This is a genomic window from Bradyrhizobium iriomotense (assembly GCF_030160715.1).
In the GTDB taxonomy this organism is placed as follows: domain Bacteria; phylum Pseudomonadota; class Alphaproteobacteria; order Rhizobiales; family Xanthobacteraceae; genus Bradyrhizobium; species Bradyrhizobium iriomotense.
The window spans coordinates 247,594-273,611 of record NZ_BSOW01000010.1 but is presented as its reverse complement, the minus strand read 5'-3'; the positions used below and the strand labels follow the sequence as shown (position 1 = coordinate 273,611).

Below are 26,018 nucleotides of genomic sequence, written 5' to 3'. Positions count from 1 at the left end.
CGCCGCAATCGGCCACGCACTCGATGCCTTCACATCCGAGGAATGCGCCAACTACCTCAAAAATTCAGGTTATCGAACTTAATGCCATCACGCTTTAGTAGCTACGGCTGATTATTCGGCGGCCTTTCGATGAACCTGCGACTGCCGTTGAGAAGCTCGAGGTTGTTGGCGATCACCGGGTTGCCTGGATCGAGGGAATAGGCCTTCTCAAACTTCCGCCGCGCCGCGCTCAAATTGCCGCGCAGCATGTACGAGTATCCCTGGTCATTCAGGATTTGAACCGTTTCGCCCGTAAGCTTGATCGCATGGGCATAGGCCTGATCAGCCAGGTCAAAACGACGCAGGCGATCATAGCTTGCCGCGAGCCCGATCCAGGCCGTCACGTCCTTCGGCGATTTCTCGACGGCGTCCCTGAAATAGCGCTGGGAAAGCCCGTAACTGCCGCGGTTGAAATGCTCGAGCCCCACCCGGACGGGTTCGTCAGACGGATAGTATTTGACGTCGGTCGGCTCCTGCACGGGGTCGCCGCCTGGCGGATCCACGGGGGCGACGATGGCGGCCTCCCTCGTCGTGTAGTCACACGCCGCAAGGCCCGTCCCCAACAAGCAACAGGTCAGCATTAAGAAGATGCGCCGCATAATCGTTGTCCCCGCCCGGCTCAGCGGACGCATTGAAATATCATCGTTGAATTATCCAAAGCCAAGGCCCCCTGGCTCCTTCATCTGCCCGGCGCTACGCCGGCTCCCCCGACCGGCACCGATACGCCGGCGTTCGATCCAGGCGGCAATCCTTCTATGTTGATATTCTGGTTGGTGGGAGGCCGCTGGCCCATCGCTTCCGTCGCCGGTCCGATATCGGGAAGCTGATCCACCGGACGTGTTGTATTGCCATAGCGTGTGACGGCGGCACCGACGCGCCGAGCGTCGTATGCGATCCTGCGATCACCGACGTTTCGCGGCCATGGATGGATCGTATGAGTGACGGCGTTGACCTCTTTGGCGTTGCCGGCGCTCATCGTGATGGTGTCGGAACGCTGGACGTAGCGGTCCATCTCGTCATGACCGGCGAGCCCGTAGCATCCGCCGAGCAGGAAGGGCGCGAACAGAACCAGATACCTGATGGTCATCTCTCGCTCCTCTAGTTCAGGGTCTTTACGACCGGCTGGTTGGCAGCGGCAGCCGGTGCCGCAACTGGCGCCCTGACCTCGGGAGCGATGATGTGGCCGTACGGCCCCTTCACGTCGCCACCGGAATTGACGTAGTCATCGTAACGCTTGCGGACTTCCATCTGACCATTGAGGAAGAAATCGACGTCGTTGGCCGGAAGGCGGGAGTCGAGCGGAGAGGCCAGTTGCTGACCGGGCGCCGCCGGCGCAACCAGGCGCGGCGTCACGATAATGACCAGATCCGTTTCCTGCTGCTGGTACGACTTGCTGCTGAACAAGGTTCCGATCACTGGCACCGAGCCGATCCAGGGCAATTGCGAAACGTCCTGCCGGTTACGAGTCTGCAGCAGGCCGGCGATGGCAAAGCTCTGACCGTCGCGCAACTCGACCGTGGTGCGCGCGTCGCGGCGGGTCAGCGCCGGAACGATCGTCCCCGCAATCTGCACCGCATTGGAGAAATCAAGCTCGCTGACCGACGGCTCGACCCGAAGGTTGATCACACCGCGCGAGAGAACGGTGGGCACGAACGCAAGTTCGACGCCGAACTTCTTGAATTCGATGGTTACGGTCGGCAGAGCACCCGCGACCGCCGTCGAGGCGACCGGTACGGGGAACTCGCCGCCCGCCAGGAAGCGAGCGGCATCGCCGGAAAGCGTGGTCAAGTTTGGCTCCGCTAAGCGGCGAGCCAATCCTTTGGTTTCCAAAGCAGAGATCAGCAGGTCGATCGAGCCGCCGTTGGACGTCCGAACGATGCTGGTCAACAAGCTCCCGAATGGTGTAGGTGCCAGACCACCTGCGGTGCCGACGAGCGTCCCGACGGTTCCGAGTAGCGGAAGGCTACCCGTCGGAGGGGAACCGACAGCGCCCCCGCCAGTACCGAGGGGACCGTTGGCGGTGTTAATACCACCAATCGGTGTTCGGCCGGCTGCGGTATTCAAATTGCCAAGTCCCGAATTCCCTACATTCGTCCCATTGGCATTCGCCGCATAAAGGTTGACGCCCAGGTTGCGACCGGCGTCCCGATTCACTTCGAGAAAGCGCACCTCGAGCATCACCTGCTGTGGCGCCGCGACGCTCATCGCGTTGACCACGGTACCGCCCTTCGCAACGCTGCCGGTGGCAATCGCCATGGCCCGCTCAGCCGCAACCGCATCGGTGGCGGTTCCGCTGAGCACCACCTGCCCTTCGGAGGCCGAGACGCGAATGCCTTGCATCCCGGTGCCGGCCCGGATGTTCTGCTGCAGATTACCGGTATCGATCACGACCTCGACGTCGAGGATCCCGATCTGCTTCATCGACGAGTCGAACAGGATAACGTTGGTGGTGCCGGTCTGCTTGCCCTGGACGTAGATCATGCGATCGCTCAGCGACTTCACGTCGACGATGTCAGGCGAGCCCGCGACGATCGTCGCAAACGGCGTGTCGACCTTGAAGGTGCGCGACTTGTTGACGACCACCTTGACCCGCTGGACGTCGTTCATTTCGCTGACGAAGACGCCGCCGGAGCCTCGCTCCGCGGCCTCCACGCGGCCAGCGGGCCCGAACACGGCGAGCGCCGCGCCAAGAGCCATCACGCCGAAGGCGCGAAGCCTCCCTACCGAATTACCCGCAACGCGACCGCCACCCATTCGAGTCCCCCCGCTGCGATCCGCGGCTGCCCCCGCAAATCTACGCACTCGATGTCCCCTTAGAGTTCCCCTCCGCGCACCACGTCGGAGAGATTACAATCTGTCAGATTACAAATCGTTACTTCGTATTTCCGAGATCATTTCCCTCATGCCGCCTCCTTGCAACAAGAGACGCTTATCGCACTGCGGCAAGTGCAGAGAAAACTTTCCGATGTTGCCAGCGAGCACCACTTTTTCTGCTGCTCGAACTATCCCGCAGCGGAACCGCGGACGAGTTCCCGCTGCTGCCGCTTCGCCTGGCAAGTTCCCTATCGATTTTCTGAAGATCCGTTCGGACAAGTGGGACCCGCTTCCCGAAATCCGCACGCATCGCAGAGTGGTTGCCCGCTACCACTAAAAAGGAATCGTGGTGGACGCGCTCGGCGCGTTCAATGATGCGCCCCAGATAGGCATCACCATGGCGAAGCCGGCCTGCGAGGCCGTCACCGTCAGTTTACCCGATCCCGAAGTGATGCTGACTGTCGGTGCGGAACTACCATTCCTGTACAGGAAGGGGGCAGCAGCCTGCTTCTGCGTGGCAGACAGGTAGTTACCGGTGCAGCTCGAGGGCGATATGCCAGGTGTCAAACCGGTTATGGCAGGCGTGTAGCACTGGATCATCATCGCCCGCGCGCCGGCGCTCGAGAGCGTGCGTAACGACTGCATGGTGATCGCATAGCGCGCCAAATCGAAAATCGCGAAGATCAACGTGAAAAGCGGCACGAAGATAAAGATCAATTCGAACGACGCCATGCCGCGATTGTTGAGTTTTCTCATCACTGCACCAAGGCGACGACTTGGGTGTAGGCGATCGTGGACGGAAGACATGAATCGGTGCTCAGGTAAGCACTACCGGTCATGTTAAGCGTCTTGGCAATCACTTGCGAACAGGTCGAATTGGTGGGTTGGGTCGTCCCGCCGTACGACACATCTGCTTTGGGGAAGTACATCGCGCCCGCGAGCTTGATCACGCCATTGCCGCCAATGTTGACGTTCGCGGTCGTTTGATCGTCAATCAGAACCCCATCCAGAGCAGGGTATGTCGTGTTGTTGGCGTAGGCGGTGAGATTGACATTGCCGCCATTGATCGTGAGGCTCGAAGTACCGAGCAACACGATGTTGACAGCCGCGCCCGTGACGGTCGCGCCAGTGATGTTTATCGATGCATTGTAGAAGAAATACGTCCCTGACCCGGTAAACGTCACATAGTCCTGGTTGCCCCAGTTGAAATTCCCGCTATACGCGCCGCTGCCGGTGTTGGGCGGGAGGTTATAGCACTTGCTGCCGTTGGGGTATGGTTGGTTCGTGAGGGGGTTGGTGGCGGGGCATGTCACCTTTGTAGAATTGCTGTTGGTATTGCCGGTCCTCGTGTTGAACGACGCAGTCTGCAGCCCCTGTAGAGGGTCCGTCGCAAGAGGCATGAAGTAGTTGTGCGTTACGCTGACAGCGCCACAGGTGCCTGTTGGACTACAGCCAGTTGCACCATAGACGCCCCACCCCGGACCGGTGAAAGATGGCGTGCTGGCAAGCTGGACACTCGCGTCCGACATCAGGGGGCAACCCGTGCCGTTGTTGGTGACATTGCCAGCAATTTTCAGCGCCCCACCACCGTTCGGATCAGGACCAAGCGCCAGGCCGCACACTTTGCTCGGGTTCTGAACCATAGCAATGGCCTGGGCGGGGATGTTGACGGGGTTGGTTGCCCCCAACACCGCCGCCAAATAGGCCGGCTGTTGCTGGCTGACCCTGACGCGAACGGCGTTACCGATGCCCACAGCCGGCGTCGTGAACGTGCCCGAGCTGTAATTACCGATATCGACTTGCACGGCCCGCGAAATTCGGCTCGGAAGGCTGGTCGCGCAGCCCGGATAGGAATCGCCGGAGTTGCAGAACGTGTTCTGCGCCGCGAATTGCCTGCTCCGATAATCCACTGATGATGTTTCGCAGGTCGCACCGGCAATCGTGCAGGAAAGCCGCAAGGCGCCCGCGTAGGCCGCCGCGTCGGCGGCGTTCTGCCCTTGCTGCCTGGTGACGTACCACGACCCGGCCTCGGCCCCGAGCGCAACCGCTCCGATGAGCGGCACGAGGGCGAGGACCGTTGCGAATGCGGCTGAGCCTCGTTGCGAACGGAGAAGATTACGCATGGGAACACCTACTGGAAGCGTTCTGAGTGAGACAGCGTGTACGTACAAGAACTGGGACACAGCACCGGTCTCCACACGATCGGAGCCAGAGTGACAGTCGTCGAAAACGTGAAGTATTTGGGGATCTGGGTAAGGTTGCCTGAGGAGCACACACTGCTTCCACACCAAACCTGGATGTTGCTGATCGTATAGCCATTGACCGTTGTCTGTAGGCCTGTCCCCCAGTTCACCGAGCCGTCGGCACCGAGCGGAGTCTTGTACTGGATGTATTGCCCGAAGGATCGCAGGGCCGACCACGCGGAGATAAACCGGAAGCCCGCGGCAGCCACATCGGCGAGCGGCATCAGCAGAAACGCCACTATCAACGCGTAGACGAACATTGTCTCAAACGCGACGGCGCCGCGTTGATCGGCGACGAGAGATTTTTTATGGCTCGCGCGCCCGCCGCGACGAGCACCTAGCACGTTCGGATGCCGGCTCCGAGTCCGAGCAATTTGAATGATGTCAGTTCGCCCACGCATAGCCGCTCACCAAACATACGGGACCAATCTCCAGCGCGATGCTTCGTAGCTGGAATACTCCGGGCAAGTGCGCCGAAGCAGATCCTCTTCGTAGAGAATCCGGCAGACTTGGACGCCGATGTGCAGGACCAGCACGAGCACCGTGACCGGCGTCAGGTATTGCAGCACGACACCCACGATCACGATTTCCTCCGCGAAGTAGAGCGGGTGCTTGATCCAGCGGTAGGGACCGGTCTGCACAACTGAGCGCGCCTGCGGCACCAGGCTGAACGACCGCCCCAGGTGCCGGATCGTGACAAGCATCATGACCAGGCCGATCAGCACGCAGCCGGTCGACAGCAGGTTCGGCAACGCCTCGTCGGTCTTGCCGAAGAAGGAGATCGTCCACGGCATATAGGAGCCGACGAATGCAGCTATTCTCGGCATGATCCCATCCGCATGCGCCTTTGCCGGTGATCTCGTCAGGATCAGCAGTGCCAGCAGCATGTAGAAGATAGCCAGGCAAAAACTCGACAGCAGCGATGGCCAGGGATCGGCAAATGATCCAACTCTGATGGCGACGCAGAGTGCCAGCAACATGAACCACATGCTGCCGAGCAATTGCATCGTCCACTCATAGGGCCGGCTCTTCGACAGCGACCGGTTCTTCGACAGGATCAGCGTGTTCATGGCTTACTTCACCGAGATGCTTGAGAATGTGCGCACGAGGTGCAGAAACGGACTGCCGCCCAGGATGACGAACATGGCCGGAAGCAGGAACAGCACCATCGGAATGGTCAGCTTGGCGCCGAGCTTGTGCGCTCTTTCCTCCAAATTGGTAATGCGTTCTCGCCGGAGGTCGATGGCGATACTGCGCAGCGCCTGACCCAGCGGCGTTCCGTATTGGAGGCTCTGGCTGACCATGGTGCCGAACCGCCGGAGCCCCTCCGAGGTCAACGCCATTTTCTCGAAAGCCTCGCTGCGATTTGGCAATATCCGCAAGTCATCAAGAAGTCCGTACAGGACCCGGGCCATGGCAGGATTGGTCTGGTTCATTTCTTCCGCCACGCGTTCCAGCGCGCTCTCCAGGCCCATTCCCGCTTCGCTGCAGACGACCAGCAAGTCGATCATGTCAGGCGTGCCTTGCCGGATGGCGGCATTGAAACGCCGTCTCAGCACCAGCAGGATCAACCGCGGCCCCATGATTCCGATCACCACGCCGATGAGGCTGAAGATCAGCACATCGCTCAGCGGCTTGCCAAGAAGCTGTCCAACGAGCAACGCAGTGACCGGAAACAAGAACATGCTGACGGTCTTGAGGCCGATCCAGATCGACATGGTGCGATGAGGATTCAAACCCGACGATTGAACGATTGTCCGGAGCTGGTCCAGATTTTCCGCGGAGTAAAAGCGCCGATACCGCGTGCCGAGCGACGAAAGCCAACCGGTCACATCCCGGAAGGACGCCGACCGACTGGGAACGCCGAGCACGGCGTTTGATACCCGCACGTTCAACGCCCGAATGTGCAGCTCGTGGATCATCAGGACCGCGGTCACGGCCGCAAGTGCGATCGCGAGGGCCACCAGACTGAGACCAAGGGTCATAGTTCTGTTTCCCTTCTGACCATCCAACGTATGACGAGAGATCCGATGATCACCGAGGCTGCGGCGTAGGCCAGAAGCCTGTTTCCCGTCGGATCATAGATCAGCAGATCGACGGTCTGCGGATTGATCAGGTACAGCAACCCACCCACAATCACGGGCGACACCGACAGCGCGCGTGAGGAAAAGATCACCTCTCCGGCCAGCGCCTTCGCGCGAGCAGCCAGCGCAACGCGCTGCCTCACCGTATCGCCCAGTGTCTGCAAGGTTTCGGTCAAGTTGCCGCCCGACTTCAGCTGAACCGCAAGGGTGACCGCGAAGATTCCATATTCCGTCACTTGCGTTCGCCGATAGATGGCTTCGATGGCCTCCTCGGGAGGTCTTCCCAGACTCACTTCGGTGCATACGACGGCGAACTGCCCGGCTGTCGGTTGCGGCATCTCGCGCGCAATGGTGCGAAATGCTTCGGTCACCGGCAGCCCGGATCGAACGGTGCTTGTCACCAGCTGAATCGTGTCAGGAAGCTGTCGAAACAGTTGATTGGCGAGACGACGTCGTTGCCAGCCAAACAGGCCCCGCACCATCAGGAGCCCTACAATTGCCGCCGCCAGATACCCATAGACGTTGGAGAATTGCAGCAGGCTATTGGCATACAGGATTGCAGCCGCGGCAATCGCGCCGGCAAATACCACATAGGCGGGTTGGAAAGCGTAGTCGATCCCGGGCTTGTAATCGATCAAGCGGAAGAACAGCGGCCATCGGGATCCGGCCTCCAAACGACGAATGGAGGGCAGTGTCGCTTGATCTGAAACCGGCAGAGCTTTTGCTACCTGCCGATCGATGCGTCGCTGTGCCGCGTCGAGCCACAGCGTCATAGCTGCCGCGCATACCAGGAGCACCAGGTCAATCGTGGTCAGGAACTCCGGCATCACAGCTGCCTCATGGCTTCGGCCCAGGCCCGATCGAGCCCAAAATAGACAAGACGGCTCTTGAATTTCGGGACCGCGTGGGTGGACCTGTAGGAGCCCGATATCCGCCCGTGAGCATCCTCCTGTTCGTACTCGAACGCCGCGATGTCGTTGGTCGTGATCACATCGCCTTCCAGCCCGATCACTTCGGAAATCTGGACGACGCGACGTTGTCCATCCCGCATGCGCTCGACTTGCACGATCAGATCCAGCGCAGCGACGATCTGGGACCTGATCGCCCGCAGCGGCAGATTTGGCTGCCCCATCTGCACCATGTTTTCGATGCGGGTCATCGCGTCGCGGGCACTGTTGGCGTGCACCGTGGAGATCGAACCGTCATGGCCGGTGTTCATCGCCTGCAGCATGTCGAACGCCTCGGCGCCGCGCACCTCGCCGACGACGATCCGGTCCGGACGCATTCGCAGCGCATTCCACACCAGGTCGCGTTGTGTCACCTGCCCCGTGCCTTCGAGGCTGGGAGGCCGGGTCTCCAGGCTGATCACATGCGGCTGCTGAAGCTGCAGCTCGGCGGCATCCTCGATGGTGACGATGCGTTCACTGTGATCGATGAACTGGCTCAGCGCGTTGAGCAGCGTCGTCTTGCCGGAACCGGTACCGCCGGAGACCAGAACATTCAGCCGGGATCGGGCGGCGATCTCCAGCAATTGTCCCATCGCCGCGGTCACCGACCCGTTCTGAACCATCCCGGCCATGTCCAAACGGCGGCTCGGAAACTTTCGGATCGATATGCAGGGACTGTGGATCGCGAGCGGCGGGAAGATGATGTTGACGCGGCTGCCGTCCGGCAAGCGGCAATCCACCATCGGACTGGATTCGTCGACGCGGCGCCCGACCTGCGCAGCAATTTTCTGCGCGACCGACGCGATGTGATCGTTGTCGCGGAACCGCACCGCGACCCGCTCCAGCTTGCCGCTGCGCTCGACATAGATATTGCTCGGCCCGTTGACCATGATGTCGTTGATCGATTGATCCAGCAGAAGCGGGCGGAGCGGCCCGTAGCCGGTCATGTCGTCCGCAATCTCGTCCGCCAGCTGAAGCTGCTCGCGGCCCGACAGCTCGAGCCGTTCCTCGTTGGCGATGCCGTGGATGATTTCCTCGATCTGCCGCCGGAGAACATCGCGCGTAACAGTCGCGGCCACTGACGGCTCAATCTGCTCGATGACCCGTTCGCGCAGCGAAGCTGGCATCACCGGCCGCTGGGTAGAAGGCTCATCGCGCCTTGGCGTAGATACCGGCAAGCTCGGCGTCGACGCAGGCAAGTTTGGCGTCAATGCAGGCAAACGAGCTGGCGTGTCGTCTTCGCGCCTACCAAACTTTTTCATAGCCCGAGCAGCCTCCTCAGCCGTCCCTTCCGTTCGGCGCCGACCCCCGTGATCTCCCGTACAATCGGAGCAAGGTGACGCCGCAGTCCCGATACGTGCTTGAGAGCCGGAATTCCGAGATTGACCGCCTGGGTCATCCCCTTCCCGAGATCGGGAATCACCATGTCCGGTTCTGCGCCCAGGGCCTTGACAATCGTTGCCTTGGGAAGTCCTCCGGCACGATCGGCACGATTAAGCAAGGTAAAAACTCGATCCTTGCCGGCGATATTGGTGACGGCGGTGCGGAGTGCATGGGCATTGCGAAGTCCGGTCACCTCGGCCTCCAGCAGCACCATCACGTGACGCGAAAGATTGATCACCGGATAGATTGAGGGCGGAAACGGGACGGGTACATCGACGACGATGTAATTGAACCGCTGCCGGAGCAGACCGAGCACGTGTCTCACGCCCGCCTCAGTGATGTCGAGTTGCGCGTCCAATTCCTCATCGGCGGAAATCAGGCAAACTCGCTCGTTGACATCAATTGCCGCGCGTTCGAGGAACAACGTGTCGGCCCGCATCGGGTTTTCGAGAGCAATGCGCAGCCCTGGTCCAGGCTGAACGCCCAACATCACGGCTGCTTCGCCACCTTGCAGATGAAGGTCGAGCAGCGCGACCTTCGCCTTCGTGGTTTCGGCCACCTGGAGCGCCAGGTTGATGGCAATGCTCGTTGCTCCGGCGCCACCCTGCGCACCGCAGATCGAGATCACATGCCCGCCACGATCGGGACCGGGCGCCACGTCGCCGAGTAACTTCGGACGCAGCTTGTCCAGCACCATGTCGCGCGTGAGCGGCCTCGGAAGATACTCCGTCAAACCCATTTCCATCAGCTCGCGGTAGAAGGTGATCTCCCTGCTCTCGCCGATCAGAGCCACCCGGACATCGGGTGGACAGACGCCGGCCAACCTTTCCAGTTCGGTAAATGGATCATCGATGCCGCTGATGTCCGTCACCAACGCGAACAACTCGGTGTCAGTTTCGAGCATCCGTATGGCATTGCGGATCGTGCCGCGCCTGATCGATAGATTGCTGCCTTCGAGGCCTTTGCGCAGAGTCGCGGCACTAAGCTCGTCATCTACGAAACAGACGATCCGGTCGCGCGTTACAACAGACGCGGCCTCTTCAGTCGGACTAACTGCTGCCATGTTAGCGATCACCACTACCTCCCCTTACCGACGTGAAGATGCGACCGAAGCGACCGGCGTTGACGGGGCAACTCCCGACGACACATCGCCGCTCAACAGCGTGCGCGTGTTCTCCGTACCGTCTCTTCTGACCGAGTATTTCGTGCCGAAGTTGCGCGCATAGACCACTACCGTCGCGGCCGTGTCTTCTGTGTCCTGTCGATCGACCGCTGACCGTACGGCCAGGGAGAGCTTTCCGAGCGCTGCTGCGACTGTGACTTTCTTGACCTGCTCCGGCGCAAGCTGCAACGATACGGTGTGCGCTACCTTGCCGGCCGTGGCGTTGTTGGCTGGGCCACCCTGCACAATCTCCTGATCAATCGCGACGATTCGAACATTGTGAGCGACGGTTTCGCTCAGCGTGCCATGCTGGTAGTCTGGATTTATCTTCTCGGCCGCTGTCGTCGACTCCAGGGTCAACACGACATCCACATAGTCACCCGGCCAGATCAGGCCCGAGACACCAGACGCAGCGTCAACGTTGATGCTGATGGCACGGGTATCCGGTGCCAGGACGCTGGCGAGGAACCCCCGTTCTCGCGGGCGCAATATGTCTTTCGGTGTGACGGGATTACCAGTGTCGAGGAAGTTGCGAACCAGAGATCCGCGAAGTCCGATCTTGGCGTCGGGCGTATCAAGGATCGCCTCTGTCGGAACACTACCCGGCGGCGACGTGCGTACCTCGAAGTCCTCATCGCGCGCCAGTGTCCCTCTCGGTAGGGGGTGTGCCGCGACAAAGTACCCGACAGTGGGCGCCGGCGCTGGAGTATTCTCCGTGACCTGTGCTACAGGGGCCTGTGCTTTCGGCGGGTACATGCTGTAGGCGATAAGCCCGAGCGCAGCGGTCGCGAGCACAAACACCATGATGATTGAGAGACGCAAAGCGGATGACATGTCAAAATCCTTTGCTGAAAATGGTCCAGATGCCGCCGCACGCTATCGCAACCCCGTAAGGTAGCGGTGCGTGTCGCAAATGGCGCCAACGCTCCACTGCGTAGACGCGGCGTACGAGCGACGATCCGGCGGGCGCTAACCTGGGATATGGCAGAAGGCGCATCATCAGATGCACCAGGGCAAGAACGCCGCCGGCCAGCGCGGTGATGGTCAACAACTGAATCACGCCCGTGAGCGGCAGACCAATCGCCAAAGCAACCAGCAACTTGACGTCGCCGCCGCCGATCAGTCCCCGCTGGTAGATCATGAACAGCAGCAAGAACAGGATCGTCGCTGATATCAGGGATTCGACGAAGTGCGTCGGGCTGGTCAATTGGCCCGCAATCCCGAGCAGCGCCAGAGCCAGGCAGATCTCATTTCGGATCAATCGTGTCGCAACATCGATCGTTGCGACATACAGCAACAATAGGATTTCTAGAAACGAGATTATGGAAACAATCCAACTCATCAAACGCACGCCTTAAAAACAGCGGGGCACGTTCAAATACATGCCTCAAAAACAGTGGGAGGCAGATTCCGATGCCGCCCTTAGGGAGCAAGACGTCTGCATTATACGGCTGCAGTGAAAGCGGCGGTGACAACGGCGAGCGCGCCACTCAGCGCGGTCCCGAGACCACCAGTAGCTCCGGTACCGAACGCAGCAGACACTGCGCCGATGATGCAAGCCGCGACAATAATGTACTCGAACGACACCACGCCGCCCTCGTCCGTGCGCAGACGCTTCAATGCGTCGACAGACTTAACGTAATAACTCAACATAGGAGGAATCCTTCTTTGCCCGAAGGCAGGACGTTCAGAAGCGAGGCTATGGGAGCAATCCAATTCTTGAATGCAGGCCGCATAAAGTGGGGGGCAGATTCCCATGCCCCCCTCTGGGGCGAGATGCCTGTGTTACACGGCCGCAGTGAAAGCAGCGGTGATAGCGGCGATCCCGCCAGTCAGCGCCGTCGCGATTGCACCACCAGTACCGGTACCGAATGCAGCAACCACCGCGCCGATGATGCAAGCCGCGACAATGATGTACTCGAACGACACCACGCCGTCCTGGTCCTCGCGCAGACGCTTCAGGGCTTCCGTGGTCTTGATGTAATACGTTAACATAGGAGAAAATCCCTTCTTTGAAGATGAATTTGCACATCGACGGCAGAGAAAGGCCGGTGCCGACAGATGTATTTATAAGCTGGCGATCATCACGACGGCTGTGATTTCCGGGAGTAGCCCGAAATTGCCGGATATTCCCACCTCAACTGTTTTGAGGTGTTTGCGCCGGAGCTCTTGTGTTCGCCGCGTTGCGCTCAACGCGCGTAAGAGCTTCACGGAATGGCGAAAAATTCGCTGCGAGGAAGTCGCCATGCATGACAAATGAAGATTGCAAATCTCCTTGAACGCGCGCGTCGGCTGCCGTTAACCACCGGGAGAACAATCCCTTCACCGTAAACATACGGAGCTCTGCATGGCGGCGTTGAGCAGCTGAAAGGGGCAAGGGCAAGGTAGACGACGCGCCTGGGCATGGGACACGCGCAGAGGATGGAGGCATGCCTGCATCGCAACTGGATATTTTTCCCGATTGCAAGAGCCAGCCACACGTCGCCCTGTTGCGATGGCGTAGGGTCTTACGGCGCAAAGCGGAGCGTCGACTCTCGCTTGCAGGGCGGCCTTCCCTGCAGCGCGCACGGTATCATATTGATTTGCCGAATCCGGTAATTCTGTACCATGGACAACGGGCGACGCCGCGATGACCAATCGCCGGCACTTCAGCGGCACATCCCCCCTCACGCCGCGAGCTTCACCCCGTGGGCGAAGTCCCAATACAGCTTTCGTGCACGCGCATAAAAGCGCCCGGGCATGAGCTGCCGGTCGTCGATCCTGATCACGGGTGCGACCTTGGCGAAATTGCCGGTCGAAAAGATCTCGTCCGCAGTGACGAAGTCGGCGTAGCGCAGCGTTGCCTCAATCACCGTGGTGCCGTCATCGCGCAAAAGTTCGATCACGCGCTGCCGCGTGATTCCGTTCAGGAAGGTGCCATTCGGCGCCGGCGTATAGACAACGCCGTCTTTCGCCATGAACACGTTGGAATTGCCGAACTCCGCGACGTTGCCGAGCATGTCCAGCATCAGGCAATTCTGGAAGCCGCGCGAGGCGGCCTCCATGAGCGCACGGGAGCTGTTCGGGTAAAGACAGGAGGCCTTGACATCGGCCGGTGCGCATTCGGCGGTCGGCCTGCGGAACGGCGACAGCGTAATCGCGCTGCCGACGGGCTGCGGGATCGGCGCGTCGTAGATGCAAAGGCACCAGTCCGTCGTTTCCGGATCGAACAGCACGCCGCCGCCGATGCCGTTCTGCGGCCAGTACATCGGACGGATGTAGAGTTCGGCATTGGCCGGGAAACGGGCGATGCCTTCACGCGCCAGTCCGAGCCACGTGCCGAGATCGACGATCGGCTTGAGCCCGAAGTTGACCGCAGATTGATTGACGCGGGCGCAATGACGATCGAGGTCGGGTGTAACGCCTTCAAAAGCACGCCCGCCATCGAAGATGGTCGATGCGAGCCAGAGCCCATGGGTGCGCGGCCCCATGATCGGCACGTTTCCTTCGTGCCACTTGCCCTGGAAGAATGTCAGTGTCCTCGAATGGCTGACGGACTTGGCGTCGGGAACCATGACGAACCTCCATTCTGGGACGACCGAGTTATGGTCCGTAGATCGCCAGTTCAGAATCCGACAGATCGGCAAGCCTGGGGCGATGCGGACCCTTGAAGTATTTGCGGCGTTCCCTGTAGAGCCCGACTAGGCCCTTCATGCGGCCGTTGGCGTCGAGAGCGACGGAGATTCGGCCGCGCCAGAGCAGGAAGTGGCCGATCGAGGTACGGCCGCCATCTTTCCGTGCGGTGTGAATCGACAACGGAGCGCCGACGGGCGTCCGGTCATGCTCGAGCATGTAGCCGAAACGCGGCAAACTGGCGGGCCTCTCGCGCACGGACAGACGCCGTGGTCCGTCGATCCAGTAGTCGCGCGAGCGGATCGGAAAACAGCATGTCAGAAGATCGACGATGGCGCCAAGATCGGCTGTTCCTATTTCACGGCATCGGATCATGATCCGAGCTCTCACTGCTGACAGCGGGCTGCCTCTTGGTCATCAGGCTTGGCGAGCGCGCCAGGCGCGCGGATCGAGCGGCAACCAACTTGCGTCCATGGCGACGCGCCGGCATTCCGGTTGCGGAGAGAGCCGCTTCTCGCGTCCCCAACGGCTTTGAACGTCCAACTCGCTGCGACATCATGTACTGCAACCAGTTGCGGTATATGCGCTTGGCCGGCAGATGCCAGGCGTTGCTGAGATCCTTCGCCGCTTGATCGGCTGGAAAATCGGCGAAAAGCTCCGGGTTTCTGTCGGACAAGGCTTTCTGTCGGAAAGCGATCAGTATCTCTGCCGCCTCCTCGTTGAAATAACCTGTCGGTATCGTCGGACAGACTTCGTTCTCCCCGCGGAGGAAACGACCCATGTCTCTTCTATATTCGCCCAGCAGGGTCCGGGTTTCGTATTCCGGATGGCCTTGGAAATGAACGAAAAGACTGTTCTTCTGCTGCTTGACGAAGCAGTCGACGCCGGCCTCCGCCGACTCTGTGAGAACGGAGTATCCGCAACTCTCGAGAGTTTCCTCCTGCACCCCGTTCCAGCGAGCGTGCGGTATTCTGAAAGTCGCCGGAACGTCGTGCATCAGGGGATGATTTCTTTTCTTCGTTTGGGCGAAGACACCGATGCATTTGGCAGGCAGCTTGTGGCGCGCAACGCCGTCCAGATGCAGGACGACCCCATGGACGGCCAGACAGGAAAACACCGATGACACGGTATTCTCCTTGGCCCAGTCGGCGACCTGAACGAACGTGTTCCAATATGGCTCGTCCGAGAGGCTGGCGGTTCTGGGTTCGGCCCCCGTCACGATCATCCCGTCCAGGCGCCGGCTCAGCAGCTCGTCGATGCCACGGTAATATCGACGCACGTAATCGCGCCCCCATTCCAGACGTGGGGTCGCCTCCATCGTGTAGAAATGCAGCCTGACGAAAAGGCGTCCCGCCGCCGCATCAAGCAGGTCGAACAGCTGGCGCTCGGTCGACATCAAGGCAGCATCCGACATATTGTTGATGAGCCCGATGTCGAGGCACTCCACCCGATTTGCCGGCGACGCAACAGCGGCGCCGGCTCCGCTCCGCGCTCGCAAAAAGAGATGGTGGTCGTCGGAGTCGATATCGATTAGAACTGGCATCGGAATGCCTTCATGTTTGACGAAACATCAATTCGCAGCACCGAGGGCCTGATCGAGATCCGCGATGATGTCGTCGATATGTTCGATCCCGACGCTCAGCCTGATCATCTCGGGCCGCACGCCGGCTTTCTCCTGCTCTCCGGGCGACATTTGCCGATGCGTGGTCGATGCGGGGTGGCAGGCGAGCGATTTCGCGTCGCCAATATTGACCAGCCGCTTGCAGAGCTTCAGCGCGTCGTAGAACCGCTTGCCCGCCTCGAAGCCGCCAGCCACGCCGAAAGTCAGCAGCGAACACGCCCGGCCGCCCAGATATTTCTGTGTCAGCGCGTAATAGGGGCTGTCGTGAAAGCCGGCATAATTCACCCACCCGACACCGCGGTGATTGCGCAAGAACTGCGCGACCTTCTCGCCATTATCGACGTGCCGCTCGATCCGCAGCGCGACGCTTTCGATGCCCTGGAGCAGCAGGAAAGCGTTCATTGGCGCCAGGACGGCGCCGGTGGTCCTCTGGGACACGGCGCGGCAACGCGCAATGTACGCAGCAGCTCCGTAGCGCTCAGCGAAGACCAGCCCGTGGTACGATTTCTCCGGCTCGTTCATCATCGGGAAGCGCCGGCGATGCTCCGCCCACGGGAACCTGCCGCCGTCGACGATGATTCCACCGAGCGTAGTGCCATGCCCGCCCATGAATTTCGTCAGCGACTCCACGACGATGTCTGCGCCATATTCGATCGGCCGGAGCAGGATCGGTGTCGGCACCGTGTTGTCGACGATCAGCGGCACGCCGTGCCGGTGCGCGACCTCGGCCATCGCTTCGATGTCGCAGACGTTTCCGGCCGGATTTCCGACGCTCTCGCAGAACACCGCCCTCGTATCGTCGTCGATCAGTCTTTCCACGCTCGCCGGCCCGTCGTCTTCTGAAAAGCGGACCGTAATGCCCTGCCTCGGCAGGATGTGCGCGAACAGAGTATGCGTGGTTCCGTAGAGCTGCGGGACCGAGACGATGTTGGTGCCCATCTCCGCGATATTGACGACCGCGTAGTTCACCGCGGCCTGACCACAGGCCACGCTGAGTGCCTCGATGCCTCCTTCCAAGGCGGCTACGCGGCTCTCAAGCACCGCATTGGTCGGATTGCCGATCCGCGTGTAGCGGAAGCCGTCCACTTCAAGGTTGAAGAGCGCGGCTCCATGATCGGCGCTGTCGAATGCGTACGAGGCGGTCTGATAGATCGGTACGGCGACGGCCTTGGTGGCCGGATCGTCCTTGAAGCCGCCGTGGACGGCGATGGTCTCTCGTCTCATGGAAGAGGGTCCTTCGGCTCGCCGATCCCGGGCGATCTCGGGATGTCCCTGGCGCATCGCAGATCCTCCAATTCCGACGCCGCCTAGCGGTCGTTGCGCGGGAAGCCCAGCAGATCCCGCACCGCGGTCGGCCAGCGGGTCGTGTTTCCGCCGTGGGTGTGGAACATGGCGACCGCAAGACGGTCCATTCCGAACGCCACGCAGGCGGTATGGGCCGGCTCGCCGGCCGCATCCACGATGCCCCAGGTGGCGCCGAAATGTTCGCGGTGATAGTTGAAGCTCATGCAGGCTGTCGGCTGCTCCTCGGAGCGCAGAGGCACCAGCAGTTCGAATTTCAGCGACAGTTGCTTCTGGCTCAGCGCCATCATCTGGCCGACCCGGCCGAAAAACGGATCGCTGGCGTCGTCGACCCTGAAGGTCAGCCCGAGATCGCGAGCGATCTGCTGTGCCCGCTCGATCCAACGCTCCCGGAACGCGAAGGCCTGATCAGGGCTGCCGATGCAGACGAATTCACGCATCCTGAAGGACTGCAGCCGGTCGAGATGGTGCGAGGGCTCGCGGCGGAAGCAATCGGCGGCTACGTCGAAACGCCAACCGCCTGCGGGCATGGGACCGCGGCTCGCTGCGATCGGATAGACCGGATAGCAGGCTGCTGGCGACAGCACGAGGTCGGCCGGTGAAAGCGACTGCGTCCAGTCGCCGCCGGCCTCGAAGCGGCTGACTGCGGCGTGGATCTCACTATCCGTGCCGTGCAAACCGCAAACGCAACCCAAGAGGTTCGGAAAGCTTTTCAGATAGCCCGACCTCTCGAGCTGTGCGCGATTCATGACGGGGGGAAAACGCATCACCTCGGTGTCGGGCTCGCGATGCCGCGAGATCAGCACTGCAAGTCGCTCGACGACGTCTTCATAGAGCGCGGTACGACCATAGACCCCAGGGGAGCCCATCTCGTGGAACAGCAAATCGGTAAGATGGTCGAGCGGATCGGACGGACGCGAAGCGGATTGCGGCGGTGCTGCAAACATAGCTAGGTTCATGCCGAGCCTCATTTCCTTTCGTTGGACCAGATATCAATCGCGCAGGGTCTCCGGGACGGCGCTCATCAGCGTGGCGGTACCCACGTTGGCAAGGATGCGGTCGTTGTTGATCATGATGGGAGCGGAAAGCACGTCGCGCAGGTGGCGACCGATACTTACGTCGGTATCGTTGCGATAACCGGACAGGCCGCAGGCGCGCATCGCGTGCATGACGGCGGTGACCGCGAGCTCTGAAGCCTCCACCTTGAGAAGATTGATCGAGGACTGGAAGTCGACGGACGACAGCGCGCGCTCGTCCCGTTCACGAGCTTCATAGAACTGGAGATTCGCGGCAATGATGGCGCGCAGTTTCGTCAGCGTCATCTTGGCAGCGGTGAAATGCGCCGCGCCGGGAGGCATGTTGCCGCCCGCCCCGCGGGCGGCCTTGCGGATAAAGAGCTGCGCTCGGTCCGCCGCCGCAGCCGCGATCCCCGCCCAGACCGAAGACCAGCACAGGTGGGCGACGGGCGTCATCGTCTGCGCATGGATCCTTTCGTATGCCACCGGGAATATCTGGTCCGCGGCGCCTCTGAAATTCAGCTTGAACCCGGCGCTGCAGGTCCCACGCATGCCAAGCGTCTCCCACGCGAGAGTGGGTTCCAGCGTATAATCGTCGCGGGTGATGGCCAGCAGCACCTGATCGGATCCGGCGGCAGAGTCGGAACGGCGAGCGACGGTGACGATGCCGTCTGCCTCTGCGCCGTACGAAATCACCGTCGCATCGCGCACCAGCGAAATCTCGGCGCCAGCGCGCTCCACAGCGGCCGAGCTGAACCGTATGTTTCCGCCGTTCTGGCCTTCCGTGGTCGACGATGCCAGCAGCAGCTGTTCGGTAGCCACGCGGCGCATGAGACTTTCGTGCCAGCCGCTGCCCGCACCGTGGCGAACCAGACACGCGATCTTTGTCTGATGCATCGCGAAGATCATCCCGACCGACGCGCAGGCGCGGCCGAGCCCGTAACACATATCGGTCACCTCGGAGATGGATGCACCCTCTCCGCCGAACTCGATCGGAATCTGGGCGCCGAGAAGTCTCTCCTTGCGCGCCGCGTCGATCGCCTTCCGCGGGAACCGCGCCTCGCGATCGACCGCCTCGGCCTCCGACGCAGCGACCTCCGCGACCTTCGCCGTCCGCTGCCGGAACGAGGAGCCGTCGGGGGAGAATCCTACTCGGCCAATTTCGGTGGCGACGTCGCGGAACTGGACTTCCTGCACACTCATGGCCAAAGCCTTCGCATTTCACGGTTGGACGACGCGAACCAGGTCGATATGAATTCCGCTCAAAATCGACAACTAGCCCACTTCCCCGGCTGCGTCGTTGGCGCATAAGTGGGTGTCAAGGAGCTTGCATTCCCGAGCGAGGTACCTCCGAAGCAGAGCTATTGACCGGAAGAGCAGTTGGGTATCGTCGCCCAATTGTGATCACGCCCGATCACGGCCAGAGGCCGTTGAGATGCACGACTTTACCGTCAACGTTCAGAACCGTGTTCTAGCCGTCGTCAGAAGCGTCCTCCAGCAGAACGCGATCACCGCCGACGTCCACCCGGAGTCGCGGCTGGTGGATATCGGACTGAGCTCGATGGGCATGGTCGAGCTGATGCTCAAGGTCGAGGCCGAGTTCGATCTCATCCTTCCGCAACTCGCGATCACACCTGAAAATTTTCAATCGGTGAAGACGATGGAGCGGATGATCCTCAACCAGCTCGGACCCGGGCCGGGATGAAGGTGGTTGAACAGAGACTCCGCGTCGACGACCAAGCGGTCCGCACCGACAATGATTGCACGGTCGCGCTGGCCGCGGCGTTGCCGACGAGCGAGCAGGCGCGCGCGGATGTCGATCCAACGCAGCTGCATGATCAGGTCGTGACGACCAGACCCGAGGCACCGCAGCCTAGACGCTCCGCCGCCAAAACCTGGCTGCAAGCCTTCGCGCTAACCGCGCGAGTCGAAGCGCAGCCGCGTCGGTTGTTCGCCGACATCGTGGAAGAATGGGCACAGCGCCAGCCCAACCGACCTGCCCTGCTTTCGGACGACCAATCATTCACCTATGGAGAACTCACCGCACGGATCAACCGGTATGCGCGCTGGGCGCGCAGCCTCGGTCTCCATGCCGGTCGCACCGTTTGCCTGCTGATGCCGAACGGGCCGGACTACCTCGCCTGCTGGCTCGGCATCAGCAGGGTCGGCGCGACGGTGGCGCTTATCAATACCAGGCTGGTCGGCCAGTCGCTCGCCCACTGCATCGATGTCGCGCAGGCCGACCACGTCATCCTAACTGCCGATTGCTTGGATGCATTCGAGACTGCACGTCCGCACCTGCACCGCGTGCCGCAATGCTGGAGCCTCGGCACCGGCGGCCCAAGCGGCGATCTGGACGCGACGCTCGCCGCCTTCGAGCCGGGCCCGCTGTCCTCTGCCGAACGCGGCGACGTCACGATCAATGGACGCGCGCTCCTCATCTACACCTCGGGCACGACGGGGCTACCGAAGGCGGCGAACGTCAGTCATCGCCGCATTCTCACCTGGGGCGGATGGTTTGCCGGGCTGACGAACGCGTCCACCAGAGATTGTCTCTACGATTGCCTGCCTCTCCATCACTCCGTGGGCGGCGTCGCAGCTCCCTGCAGCATGCTCTGCGCGGGCGGTTCGGTCGCGATTGCGGAAAAGTTCTCCGCCAGCAGATTCTGGGACGACATCGTGCGTTTCGACTGCACCGTCTTCCAATATATTGGCGAGCTCTGCCGCTATTTGCTGAAGGCGCCGGCATCTGAACGGGATTCGCGACACCGGCTGCGGCTGGCCGTCGGCAACGGATTGCGCGGCGACATCTGGGAGACTTTCGCCAGCCGGTTCGCGATTCCGCAGATCCTCGAATTCTATGCCGCAACGGAAAGCAATTTTTCGCTGTTCAATGTCGAAGGAAAACCCGGCGCGATCGGTCGGATTCCGCCGGTGCTGGCGCATCGCTTTCCCGCCTCGATCGTCAAGGTTGATGCCGACACCGGCAGCCCACTCCGCAGCGACGCCGGGCTCTGCATCGCCTGTGCCCCTGGCGAGACGGGCGAGGCCGTCGGACGCATCGGCGGCGCCGGTCGCGACGGCGTACCTTTCGAGGGCTACACGGATCCCGCCGAGACGGAGAAGAAGATCCTGCGCGACGTCTTTACCGAGGGCGATGCCTGGTTCCGCACCGGTGATCTGATGCTGCGCGACGAGCAGGGATACTTGCACTTCGTCGACCGCGTTGGCGATACTTTTCGCTGGAAGGGCGAGAACGTCGCGACCAGCGAAGTGAACGACGCAATAAGGGACTGCCCCGGCGTTCTCGACGCCTCGACCTATGGAGTTGCCGTTTCCGGGGCCGATGGCCGCGCGGGCATGGCGGCTTTGGTGGTGGACCGAGGTTTCGATTTCCGCACATTCAGAGACCACCTTTCGCGCCGGCTTCCCCCCTATGCGGTTCCAGCCTTCGTCAGGTTGTGCCTGGCGCTCGAGGCGACCGATACTTTCAAGCAGAAGAAGCAGCGACTGATCCGCGAGGGATTCGATCCTTCGGTCGTGGACGATCCGCTGTTCCTGCGCGATCCAGCGACCGGCGACTATCGTTCGATCGACCGGGCCGTCTACGCGCGCATCGTTGAGGGCGAGATCAGGCTCTAACATCGGCCCGGAAAGCCGAAATGTGAGGTGTACCATGTCGGTCAAGTCGAAGATTTTCTCCGCAATGAAGCAGATCGCCGAGGAACAGAAGGTCGCGCTTCCGCCCCTTGAGGACGATCTGCCGCTGAACGACACCGGGTTCGATTCGCTGGCACTCGCAATCCTGGTTGCGCGGCTGGAGGACGAGCTCGGTATTGATCCCTTCACCGTCGCGGAGGACGCAGCCTTCCCGTCAACCCTCGGTGAGTTCGTCAGAGCCTACGAGAATGTCCCCGCCTGACATCTTCGCGCTGCGCCAATATCTCGGCCCGGAGCTGACGGACCGCACGATTTCCGACGCCCGGCACAGTGTATCGCTGACCGACATTACTCAGCACAGCTGCCTGACCCGCAGATCCAGCGAGCTGTCCGGCCGCTCGGTGCTGCTTGCGACGTCGGGACAGCTGCTGTCCGCGCTTGCAATGATCGAGCTCGACGGCGTCGCGCGCCGCATACTTCTATGCCCGCCCGACCTCGATTGGGAGCGCCTGCAGGTCCTGCTCGACCAGGCCGAGATCGACACCATCGTCACCGATCGGCCGTTACCCCAATGCAGTGCCGGCAGTTACATCGTTATCGGCATCGACCTGCCCGAACGGAGGACCGTGGGATGGAAGGTCGACCGCGCCACCGAGTGGCTGATGCTGACCTCGGGGACGTCAGGGCTGCCGAAGATTGTCCGGCATACGCTCGATGGGCTCGCCGGCGCGATCATCGGCGAGGGGACTGCGCGCTACCGGAACGCAACCTGGGCAACGTTCTACGACATCCGTCGCTACGGCGGCCTGCAAATCTTCCTGCGAGCCTTGATCGGCGGCGGATCGATGGTGCTTTCGGAGCCCGGCGAAACCATCGCGGCCCATGTGGCGCGGCTGCGCACGGGCGGCGTCACCCACATTTCCGGGACGCCGTCGCACTGGCGCAAGCTCCTGATGAGCGGCGCGGCCGCCGACTTCTCACCGCACTATGTCCGCCTGTCGGGCGAAATCGCCGACCAGGCAGTGCTCGACGGCCTGGCTCGGGCCTTTCCGCAAGCGTCGATCGGGCACGCCTATGCCTCGACCGAGGCTGGCGTCGGTTTCAGCGTTGACGACGGGCGCGAAGGTTTTCCTGCCGACCTGATTGGACGGAATCGCAACGGCGTCGAGATGAAGGTGGTCGACGGCTCGCTGCGGATCCGTTCCAAGCGTACCGCGCGCGCCTATGTCGGCGCCGATGCGCCGCCGCTTGCCGACGCCGACGGCTTCGTCGATACCGGCGATATTGTTGAGCTGCGCGGTGAACGATACCACTTTGTCGGCCGGCGCGGCGGCATCATCAACATCGGCGGGTTGAAGGTACACCCGGAGGAAGTGGAAGTCGTGATCAACCGGCACGCCTCCGTCCAGATGTCGCGCGCGCGATCGCGCAGAAGCCCGATCACTGGCGCCATCGTGGTCGCCGATGTCATCCTCGTCGACGGCACCAATCGGGAGCGCCACGAGACGATCCGCAAGGAGATTCTCAGCCAGTGCAAGGACTGCCTGACGGTATGGAAGGTGCCTGCGGTGATCCGCTTCGTCGAACGGCTGGACGTCACAGAAGCGGGAAAACTGGCGCGCACCGATGCGTAACATCCTCGTCACCGGCGGCAGCCGCGGTATCGGTCTTGCCATTGCGCGCAGGCTCGCCGCATCCGGCGACTACAATGTGGTCGCGGTAGCGCGTCGCGAAAGCGGGGAGCTTGCGGCTGCAATCCGCGAAGCACAGCGGTGCCTGCATTTCCGCGCCTGCGACCTTGCGGCGACTGATGCGATCCCGGCCTTCGCAAAATCAGTGCGCGACAAATTCGGCGCGATCTACGGCCTCGTCAACAATGCCGGGATCGGCACCGATGGGCTGCTGGCCACCATGAGCAATTCCCAAATCGAGGCGTTGATTCGCCTCAACGTACTGTCGCCGATCATCCTGACTAAATACGTGGCGCGGCATATGATGGCCGACGGTGTGGGGCGGATCGTCAACATTTCCTCTATCGTCGCCTCGACCGGCTACAGCGGCCTGTCCGTGTATGCCGCGTCCAAGGCTGCGGTTACCGGCTTCACGCGTTCGCTGGCCCGGGAAGTCGGCAAGGTCGGCATCACCGTGAACGCGATCGCGCCCGGCTTCATCGATACGGAATTGACCAGCTCCTTGGACGACCAAGGCCGTCGACGCATCACTGGCCGTAGCGCATTGCGCCGCCTGCCCGAAGCCGACGACGTCGCTTCCATGGTCGAATACCTTCTCGGCGAAGGCGGCCGGAACATCACCGGCACCGTGCTGACGGTCGACGCCGGCAACACCGCCTGACCGCTGAAACTCAGGCATCCGCGGTCGTGGCGGGACGATTGCCCCCTCTCAACGGACGATGAGCTTCACCCTTAAGGCCGCCCCAGTCTGGCGGCTCTCTCCTCTCCGCTCAAAAGCACGGGAATCTCGACGCAGCCCGACCGCAGGCTGTGGCACTTCATTCCAGCGCGGACCCCTTCAGATGCTCAAACATCGTGTTGCAAGCCTCCTCGGCCTCCGTGAAGGTCGCAAACGTCAAACCGCCGATCTTGATCGCGCCGTTACTCCGATAGAGCGGCCGCCACGACGCCACATAGCCGGCAAGTCCATGAAACCCGGAACCCGCAGGGCTCTCATACGTGATCACGAAGGAAAAGCCGTCGCCGGTCGCACTCCAAATTTCCATGTCGTCGACGGCACGGTGAAACTGAAGAGACATCAAGATGCGCCCGCTTACGCGCTGTCAGCTCAACCACAGAGTCCAGTCCTGTCGGCAGGCCGTCTGTGGAGAAACGGCCCTGACCATAGGGGGCAGCAGGGAGGGCCAGGGCCGCCGCTCCAGATGTGCCAGATCCACTCGGCACATCTCTGCGACCGCATCCGGAGCCGTTCGCTATCGCCCGCGACTTCGTTTTACCAGACAACGGACAAAGCGCGATGGACCCAGAGCTGCAGATGACGAATAGATTACACTTCCCTCCCGATACGTCGGCTGCGATTCTGGATCAGCCGCCAGTCCCGACGGACTACTCCCTTGAGCTTCCCGACATTGACGTCGCCATGATCAACCAGCCCCACGAGGACCTTTTTGCCGGGGGCCGGCGCACCAATTGGGCAACCGCAAGCCCATCGCAGCGCGACTGCCGACCGAGACTGGTTGTGCGTGAAGGTCTTCCCGGACAACTCCACCGGCCGGACTCAATCCGGCGGAGCCTTCTCCCGCGAGGCGGTCGCGCGATCATGTTGCGAGATGGCGAGGGCCGCGAGCACCGTCCGGTTGCTGATTTCAAGCTTTTGAAAGATGTTGTGCAGGTGCACCTTGATGGTGCCGTCCGCAATGTTCAACCGCCGCCCGATTTCCTTGTTCGACAATCCCTCGGAGACCAGGCGCATGATCTGCCGCTCGCGGTCCGTCAGCGCCGTCAGCGCGCCCTCCGAATTCGCCCCCTGCTCGTGCGACGCAATCGAACCGGATTGGGCGGCCGGCAGCAGGTTGTGACCATTGGCGATGTGCCGCAACGACTGCACCAGCGCTTCGGGCGCCGTGTCCTTGAGGACGATGCTTGAGGTCACGGGCGTGGCCGCGAGCACCAGTTCGCAATCTTCACTCGCGGCGAAAAACACCAAATGTGTCGAACGATTTTCTGAATTGACGGTCGAAAGTATTCTCAGCGCGCCGAGCTCCGGCATTGCCGGATCGACGATCGCAATATCGGGCGCCAGGTTCCGGATCGCTTCGATGCAGCTTGCGGCGTCGCTGCAAGATGCAACGATATTGAAATCGGCCACCGCACCAAGCACGTTGCTCAGCCCCTGCAAGACCACCGGATGCCGGTCTGCAATGACTACACTGGTACGTCGCATTGGGCGCTCCTAAGCGTGTCGCCCCCCAAATATAAACTCCGTACGCCCCCTTCTAACTCAACTACTATTGATAGAATCATCCGAAATTTCCATTAACGCAAGCGAGCTGATGTCGCAGCGCGATAGTTAGGGGTTAGCAGGCGCACCGGTCTGCTCGCTTCCCGACTCTCGTCACCAATTTGCGACCCAAACGCCCTCCGTAAGAATCCGGTAAGCAGAT

29 protein-coding genes are annotated in these 26,018 nt (G+C 61.5%); 5 read left to right on the top strand and 24 right to left on the bottom strand.

Annotation, left to right across the window (positions count from 1 at the left end):
- Positions 1–101: 101 nt before the first annotated feature.
- From QQL28_RS16720 to QQL28_RS16615, 22 genes are all read right to left on the bottom strand, one after another.
- Complete coding sequence (locus QQL28_RS16720; protein WP_284267141.1) at positions 102–638, bottom strand: tetratricopeptide repeat protein; 537 nt, start codon at positions 636–638, stop codon at positions 102–104.
- An 80-nt stretch (positions 639–718) separates the two neighbouring features.
- Positions 719–1,126 carry a hypothetical protein gene (locus tag QQL28_RS16715; RefSeq protein WP_284267140.1) on the bottom strand — a complete coding sequence of 136 codons (408 nt, stop codon included), beginning with the start codon at positions 1,124–1,126 and terminating at the stop codon, positions 719–721.
- An 11-nt stretch (positions 1,127–1,137) separates the two neighbouring features.
- Positions 1,138–2,793: a type II and III secretion system protein family protein gene (locus QQL28_RS16710; RefSeq protein WP_284267139.1), complete on the bottom strand. Its 1,656-nt coding sequence runs from the start codon at positions 2,791–2,793 to the stop codon at positions 1,138–1,140.
- A gap of 393 nt (positions 2,794–3,186) precedes the next feature.
- The gene (locus tag QQL28_RS16705; RefSeq protein WP_284267138.1) at positions 3,187–3,609 is read right to left on the bottom strand and encodes a TadE/TadG family type IV pilus assembly protein; all 423 of its coding nucleotides are present in this window, start codon (positions 3,607–3,609) and stop codon (positions 3,187–3,189) included.
- Positions 3,609–4,976 carry a pilus assembly protein TadG-related protein gene (locus tag QQL28_RS16700; protein ID WP_284267137.1) on the bottom strand — a complete coding sequence of 456 codons (1,368 nt, stop codon included), beginning with the start codon at positions 4,974–4,976 and terminating at the stop codon, positions 3,609–3,611. The genes QQL28_RS16705 and QQL28_RS16700 overlap by 1 nt, the downstream gene beginning before the upstream one ends.
- 8 nt (positions 4,977–4,984) lie before the next feature.
- The gene (locus tag QQL28_RS16695) at positions 4,985–5,497 is read right to left on the bottom strand and encodes a hypothetical protein (RefSeq protein ID WP_284267136.1); all 513 of its coding nucleotides are present in this window, start codon (positions 5,495–5,497) and stop codon (positions 4,985–4,987) included.
- Between the two features lie 6 nt (positions 5,498–5,503).
- On the bottom strand, positions 5,504–6,166 hold the full coding sequence (locus tag QQL28_RS16690) for a methyltransferase family protein (protein WP_284267135.1): 663 nt from the start codon (positions 6,164–6,166) through the stop codon (positions 5,504–5,506).
- A gap of 3 nt (positions 6,167–6,169) precedes the next feature.
- Positions 6,170–7,081: a type II secretion system F family protein gene (locus QQL28_RS16685; RefSeq protein WP_284267134.1), complete on the bottom strand. Its 912-nt coding sequence runs from the start codon at positions 7,079–7,081 to the stop codon at positions 6,170–6,172.
- Entirely contained in the window at positions 7,078–8,007 is a 930-nt protein-coding gene (locus QQL28_RS16680) for a type II secretion system F family protein (RefSeq protein WP_284267133.1), read from the bottom strand. The genes QQL28_RS16685 and QQL28_RS16680 overlap by 4 nt, the downstream gene beginning before the upstream one ends.
- Entirely contained in the window at positions 8,007–9,389 is a 1,383-nt protein-coding gene (locus QQL28_RS16675; RefSeq protein WP_284267132.1) for a TadA family conjugal transfer-associated ATPase, read from the bottom strand. The genes QQL28_RS16680 and QQL28_RS16675 overlap by 1 nt, the downstream gene beginning before the upstream one ends.
- The gene (locus QQL28_RS16670; RefSeq protein ID WP_284267131.1) at positions 9,386–10,585 is read right to left on the bottom strand and encodes a CpaE/TadZ family protein; all 1,200 of its coding nucleotides are present in this window, start codon (positions 10,583–10,585) and stop codon (positions 9,386–9,388) included. Before QQL28_RS16670 ends, QQL28_RS16675 begins: the two co-directional genes overlap by 4 nt.
- A 12-nt stretch (positions 10,586–10,597) precedes the next feature.
- Positions 10,598–11,506 carry a Flp pilus assembly protein CpaB gene (gene cpaB / locus QQL28_RS16665; protein WP_284267130.1) on the bottom strand — a complete coding sequence of 303 codons (909 nt, stop codon included), beginning with the start codon at positions 11,504–11,506 and terminating at the stop codon, positions 10,598–10,600.
- 1 nt (position 11,507) lies between these two features.
- On the bottom strand, positions 11,508–12,014 hold the full coding sequence (locus tag QQL28_RS16660; RefSeq protein ID WP_284267129.1) for an A24 family peptidase: 507 nt from the start codon (positions 12,012–12,014) through the stop codon (positions 11,508–11,510).
- 101 nt (positions 12,015–12,115) lie between these two features.
- Entirely contained in the window at positions 12,116–12,325 is a 210-nt protein-coding gene (locus tag QQL28_RS16655; protein ID WP_284267128.1) for a hypothetical protein, read from the bottom strand.
- A gap of 132 nt (positions 12,326–12,457) precedes the next feature.
- The gene (locus QQL28_RS16650) at positions 12,458–12,667 is read right to left on the bottom strand and encodes a hypothetical protein (protein ID WP_284267127.1); all 210 of its coding nucleotides are present in this window, start codon (positions 12,665–12,667) and stop codon (positions 12,458–12,460) included.
- Positions 12,668–12,809: 142 nt separating this feature from the next.
- Positions 12,810–13,007, bottom strand: coding sequence for a hypothetical protein (locus QQL28_RS16645; RefSeq protein WP_284267126.1), 198 nt, complete (start codon positions 13,005–13,007; stop codon positions 12,810–12,812).
- A 331-nt stretch (positions 13,008–13,338) separates the two neighbouring features.
- The gene (locus tag QQL28_RS16640) at positions 13,339–14,226 is read right to left on the bottom strand and encodes a branched-chain amino acid aminotransferase (RefSeq protein WP_284267125.1); all 888 of its coding nucleotides are present in this window, start codon (positions 14,224–14,226) and stop codon (positions 13,339–13,341) included.
- A 28-nt stretch (positions 14,227–14,254) separates the two neighbouring features.
- On the bottom strand, positions 14,255–14,659 hold the full coding sequence (locus tag QQL28_RS16635) for a hypothetical protein (protein WP_284267124.1): 405 nt from the start codon (positions 14,657–14,659) through the stop codon (positions 14,255–14,257).
- A complete protein-coding gene (gene metA / locus QQL28_RS16630; protein ID WP_284267123.1) occupies positions 14,643–15,827 on the bottom strand; it encodes a homoserine O-succinyltransferase MetA in 1,185 nt (394 codons plus the stop codon). Before metA ends, QQL28_RS16635 begins: the two co-directional genes overlap by 17 nt.
- Positions 15,828–15,854: 27 nt before the next feature.
- A complete protein-coding gene (locus QQL28_RS16625) occupies positions 15,855–17,129 on the bottom strand; it encodes an O-acetylhomoserine aminocarboxypropyltransferase/cysteine synthase family protein (RefSeq protein ID WP_284267122.1) in 1,275 nt (424 codons plus the stop codon).
- Positions 17,130–17,212: 83 nt separating this feature from the next.
- Positions 17,213–18,166 (bottom strand): amino acid--[acyl-carrier-protein] ligase, encoded by a 954-nt coding sequence (locus tag QQL28_RS16620; protein WP_284267121.1) that lies wholly within the window; start codon positions 18,164–18,166, stop codon positions 17,213–17,215.
- A gap of 33 nt (positions 18,167–18,199) precedes the next feature.
- Positions 18,200–19,426 (bottom strand): acyl-CoA dehydrogenase family protein, encoded by a 1,227-nt coding sequence (locus tag QQL28_RS16615; protein ID WP_284267120.1) that lies wholly within the window; start codon positions 19,424–19,426, stop codon positions 18,200–18,202.
- A gap of 232 nt (positions 19,427–19,658) precedes the next feature.
- Between QQL28_RS16615 and QQL28_RS16610 the strand changes: the two genes are divergently transcribed.
- The 5 genes from QQL28_RS16610 to QQL28_RS16590 are packed head-to-tail and all read left to right on the top strand — an operon-like array spanning position 19,659 to position 24,235.
- Positions 19,659–19,928 carry a phosphopantetheine-binding protein gene (locus tag QQL28_RS16610; protein WP_284267119.1) on the top strand — a complete coding sequence of 90 codons (270 nt, stop codon included), beginning with the start codon at positions 19,659–19,661 and terminating at the stop codon, positions 19,926–19,928.
- Complete coding sequence (locus QQL28_RS16605; RefSeq protein WP_284267118.1) at positions 19,925–21,865, top strand: long-chain-acyl-CoA synthetase; 1,941 nt, start codon at positions 19,925–19,927, stop codon at positions 21,863–21,865. Before QQL28_RS16610 ends, QQL28_RS16605 begins: the two co-directional genes overlap by 4 nt.
- 34 nt (positions 21,866–21,899) lie before the next feature.
- Complete coding sequence (locus QQL28_RS16600) at positions 21,900–22,145, top strand: acyl carrier protein (protein WP_284267117.1); 246 nt, start codon at positions 21,900–21,902, stop codon at positions 22,143–22,145.
- Complete coding sequence (locus tag QQL28_RS16595) at positions 22,132–23,517, top strand: AMP-binding protein (RefSeq protein WP_284267116.1); 1,386 nt, start codon at positions 22,132–22,134, stop codon at positions 23,515–23,517. The genes QQL28_RS16600 and QQL28_RS16595 overlap by 14 nt, the downstream gene beginning before the upstream one ends.
- Positions 23,510–24,235 carry an SDR family NAD(P)-dependent oxidoreductase gene (locus QQL28_RS16590; protein WP_284267115.1) on the top strand — a complete coding sequence of 242 codons (726 nt, stop codon included), beginning with the start codon at positions 23,510–23,512 and terminating at the stop codon, positions 24,233–24,235. The genes QQL28_RS16595 and QQL28_RS16590 overlap by 8 nt, the downstream gene beginning before the upstream one ends.
- A gap of 157 nt (positions 24,236–24,392) precedes the next feature.
- On the opposite strand, the gene QQL28_RS16585 is transcribed toward QQL28_RS16590, so the two are convergent.
- Entirely contained in the window at positions 24,393–24,653 is a 261-nt protein-coding gene (locus QQL28_RS16585) for a hypothetical protein (RefSeq protein ID WP_284267114.1), read from the bottom strand.
- Between the two features lie 479 nt (positions 24,654–25,132).
- Positions 25,133–25,798, bottom strand: a complete 666-nt coding sequence (locus QQL28_RS16580; RefSeq protein ID WP_284267113.1) for a LuxR C-terminal-related transcriptional regulator — start codon at positions 25,796–25,798, stop codon at positions 25,133–25,135.
- Positions 25,799–26,018 lie beyond the last annotated feature (220 nt).

Coding starts and splice junctions, on each gene's coding strand:
- QQL28_RS16715 (WP_284267140.1), bottom strand. CDS start 1,126: ATGACCATCAGGTATCTGGTTCTGTTCGCGCCCTTCCTGCTCGGCGGA.
- QQL28_RS16590 (WP_284267115.1), top strand. CDS start 23,510: ATGCGTAACATCCTCGTCACCGGCGGCAGCCGCGGTATCGGTCTTGCC.
- QQL28_RS16595 (WP_284267116.1), top strand. CDS start 22,132: ATGTCCCCGCCTGACATCTTCGCGCTGCGCCAATATCTCGGCCCGGAG.
- QQL28_RS16680 (WP_284267133.1), bottom strand. CDS start 8,007: ATGCCGGAGTTCCTGACCACGATTGACCTGGTGCTCCTGGTATGCGCG.
- QQL28_RS16645 (WP_284267126.1), bottom strand. CDS start 13,007: ATGTTTACGGTGAAGGGATTGTTCTCCCGGTGGTTAACGGCAGCCGAC.
- QQL28_RS16695 (WP_284267136.1), bottom strand. CDS start 5,497: ATGCGTGGGCGAACTGACATCATTCAAATTGCTCGGACTCGGAGCCGG.
- QQL28_RS16675 (WP_284267132.1), bottom strand. CDS start 9,389: ATGAAAAAGTTTGGTAGGCGCGAAGACGACACGCCAGCTCGTTTGCCT.
- QQL28_RS16620 (WP_284267121.1), bottom strand. CDS start 18,166: ATGAACCTAGCTATGTTTGCAGCACCGCCGCAATCCGCTTCGCGTCCG.
- QQL28_RS16580 (WP_284267113.1), bottom strand. CDS start 25,798: ATGCGACGTACCAGTGTAGTCATTGCAGACCGGCATCCGGTGGTCTTG.
- metA (WP_284267123.1), bottom strand. CDS start 15,827: ATGCCAGTTCTAATCGATATCGACTCCGACGACCACCATCTCTTTTTG.
- QQL28_RS16655 (WP_284267128.1), bottom strand. CDS start 12,325: ATGTTGAGTTATTACGTTAAGTCTGTCGACGCATTGAAGCGTCTGCGC.
- QQL28_RS16685 (WP_284267134.1), bottom strand. CDS start 7,081: ATGACCCTTGGTCTCAGTCTGGTGGCCCTCGCGATCGCACTTGCGGCC.
- cpaB (WP_284267130.1), bottom strand. CDS start 11,506: ATGTCATCCGCTTTGCGTCTCTCAATCATCATGGTGTTTGTGCTCGCG.
- QQL28_RS16650 (WP_284267127.1), bottom strand. CDS start 12,667: ATGTTAACGTATTACATCAAGACCACGGAAGCCCTGAAGCGTCTGCGC.
- QQL28_RS16640 (WP_284267125.1), bottom strand. CDS start 14,226: ATGGTTCCCGACGCCAAGTCCGTCAGCCATTCGAGGACACTGACATTC.
- QQL28_RS16605 (WP_284267118.1), top strand. CDS start 19,925: ATGAAGGTGGTTGAACAGAGACTCCGCGTCGACGACCAAGCGGTCCGC.
- QQL28_RS16690 (WP_284267135.1), bottom strand. CDS start 6,166: ATGAACACGCTGATCCTGTCGAAGAACCGGTCGCTGTCGAAGAGCCGG.
- QQL28_RS16660 (WP_284267129.1), bottom strand. CDS start 12,014: ATGAGTTGGATTGTTTCCATAATCTCGTTTCTAGAAATCCTATTGTTG.
- QQL28_RS16710 (WP_284267139.1), bottom strand. CDS start 2,793: ATGGGTGGCGGTCGCGTTGCGGGTAATTCGGTAGGGAGGCTTCGCGCC.
- QQL28_RS16635 (WP_284267124.1), bottom strand. CDS start 14,659: ATGATCCGATGCCGTGAAATAGGAACAGCCGATCTTGGCGCCATCGTC.
- QQL28_RS16600 (WP_284267117.1), top strand. CDS start 21,900: ATGTCGGTCAAGTCGAAGATTTTCTCCGCAATGAAGCAGATCGCCGAG.
- QQL28_RS16705 (WP_284267138.1), bottom strand. CDS start 3,609: ATGAGAAAACTCAACAATCGCGGCATGGCGTCGTTCGAATTGATCTTT.
- QQL28_RS16720 (WP_284267141.1), bottom strand. CDS start 638: ATGCGGCGCATCTTCTTAATGCTGACCTGTTGCTTGTTGGGGACGGGC.
- QQL28_RS16625 (WP_284267122.1), bottom strand. CDS start 17,129: ATGAGACGAGAGACCATCGCCGTCCACGGCGGCTTCAAGGACGATCCG.
- QQL28_RS16700 (WP_284267137.1), bottom strand. CDS start 4,976: ATGCGTAATCTTCTCCGTTCGCAACGAGGCTCAGCCGCATTCGCAACG.
- QQL28_RS16585 (WP_284267114.1), bottom strand. CDS start 24,653: ATGTCTCTTCAGTTTCACCGTGCCGTCGACGACATGGAAATTTGGAGT.
- QQL28_RS16610 (WP_284267119.1), top strand. CDS start 19,659: ATGCACGACTTTACCGTCAACGTTCAGAACCGTGTTCTAGCCGTCGTC.
- QQL28_RS16615 (WP_284267120.1), bottom strand. CDS start 19,426: ATGAGTGTGCAGGAAGTCCAGTTCCGCGACGTCGCCACCGAAATTGGC.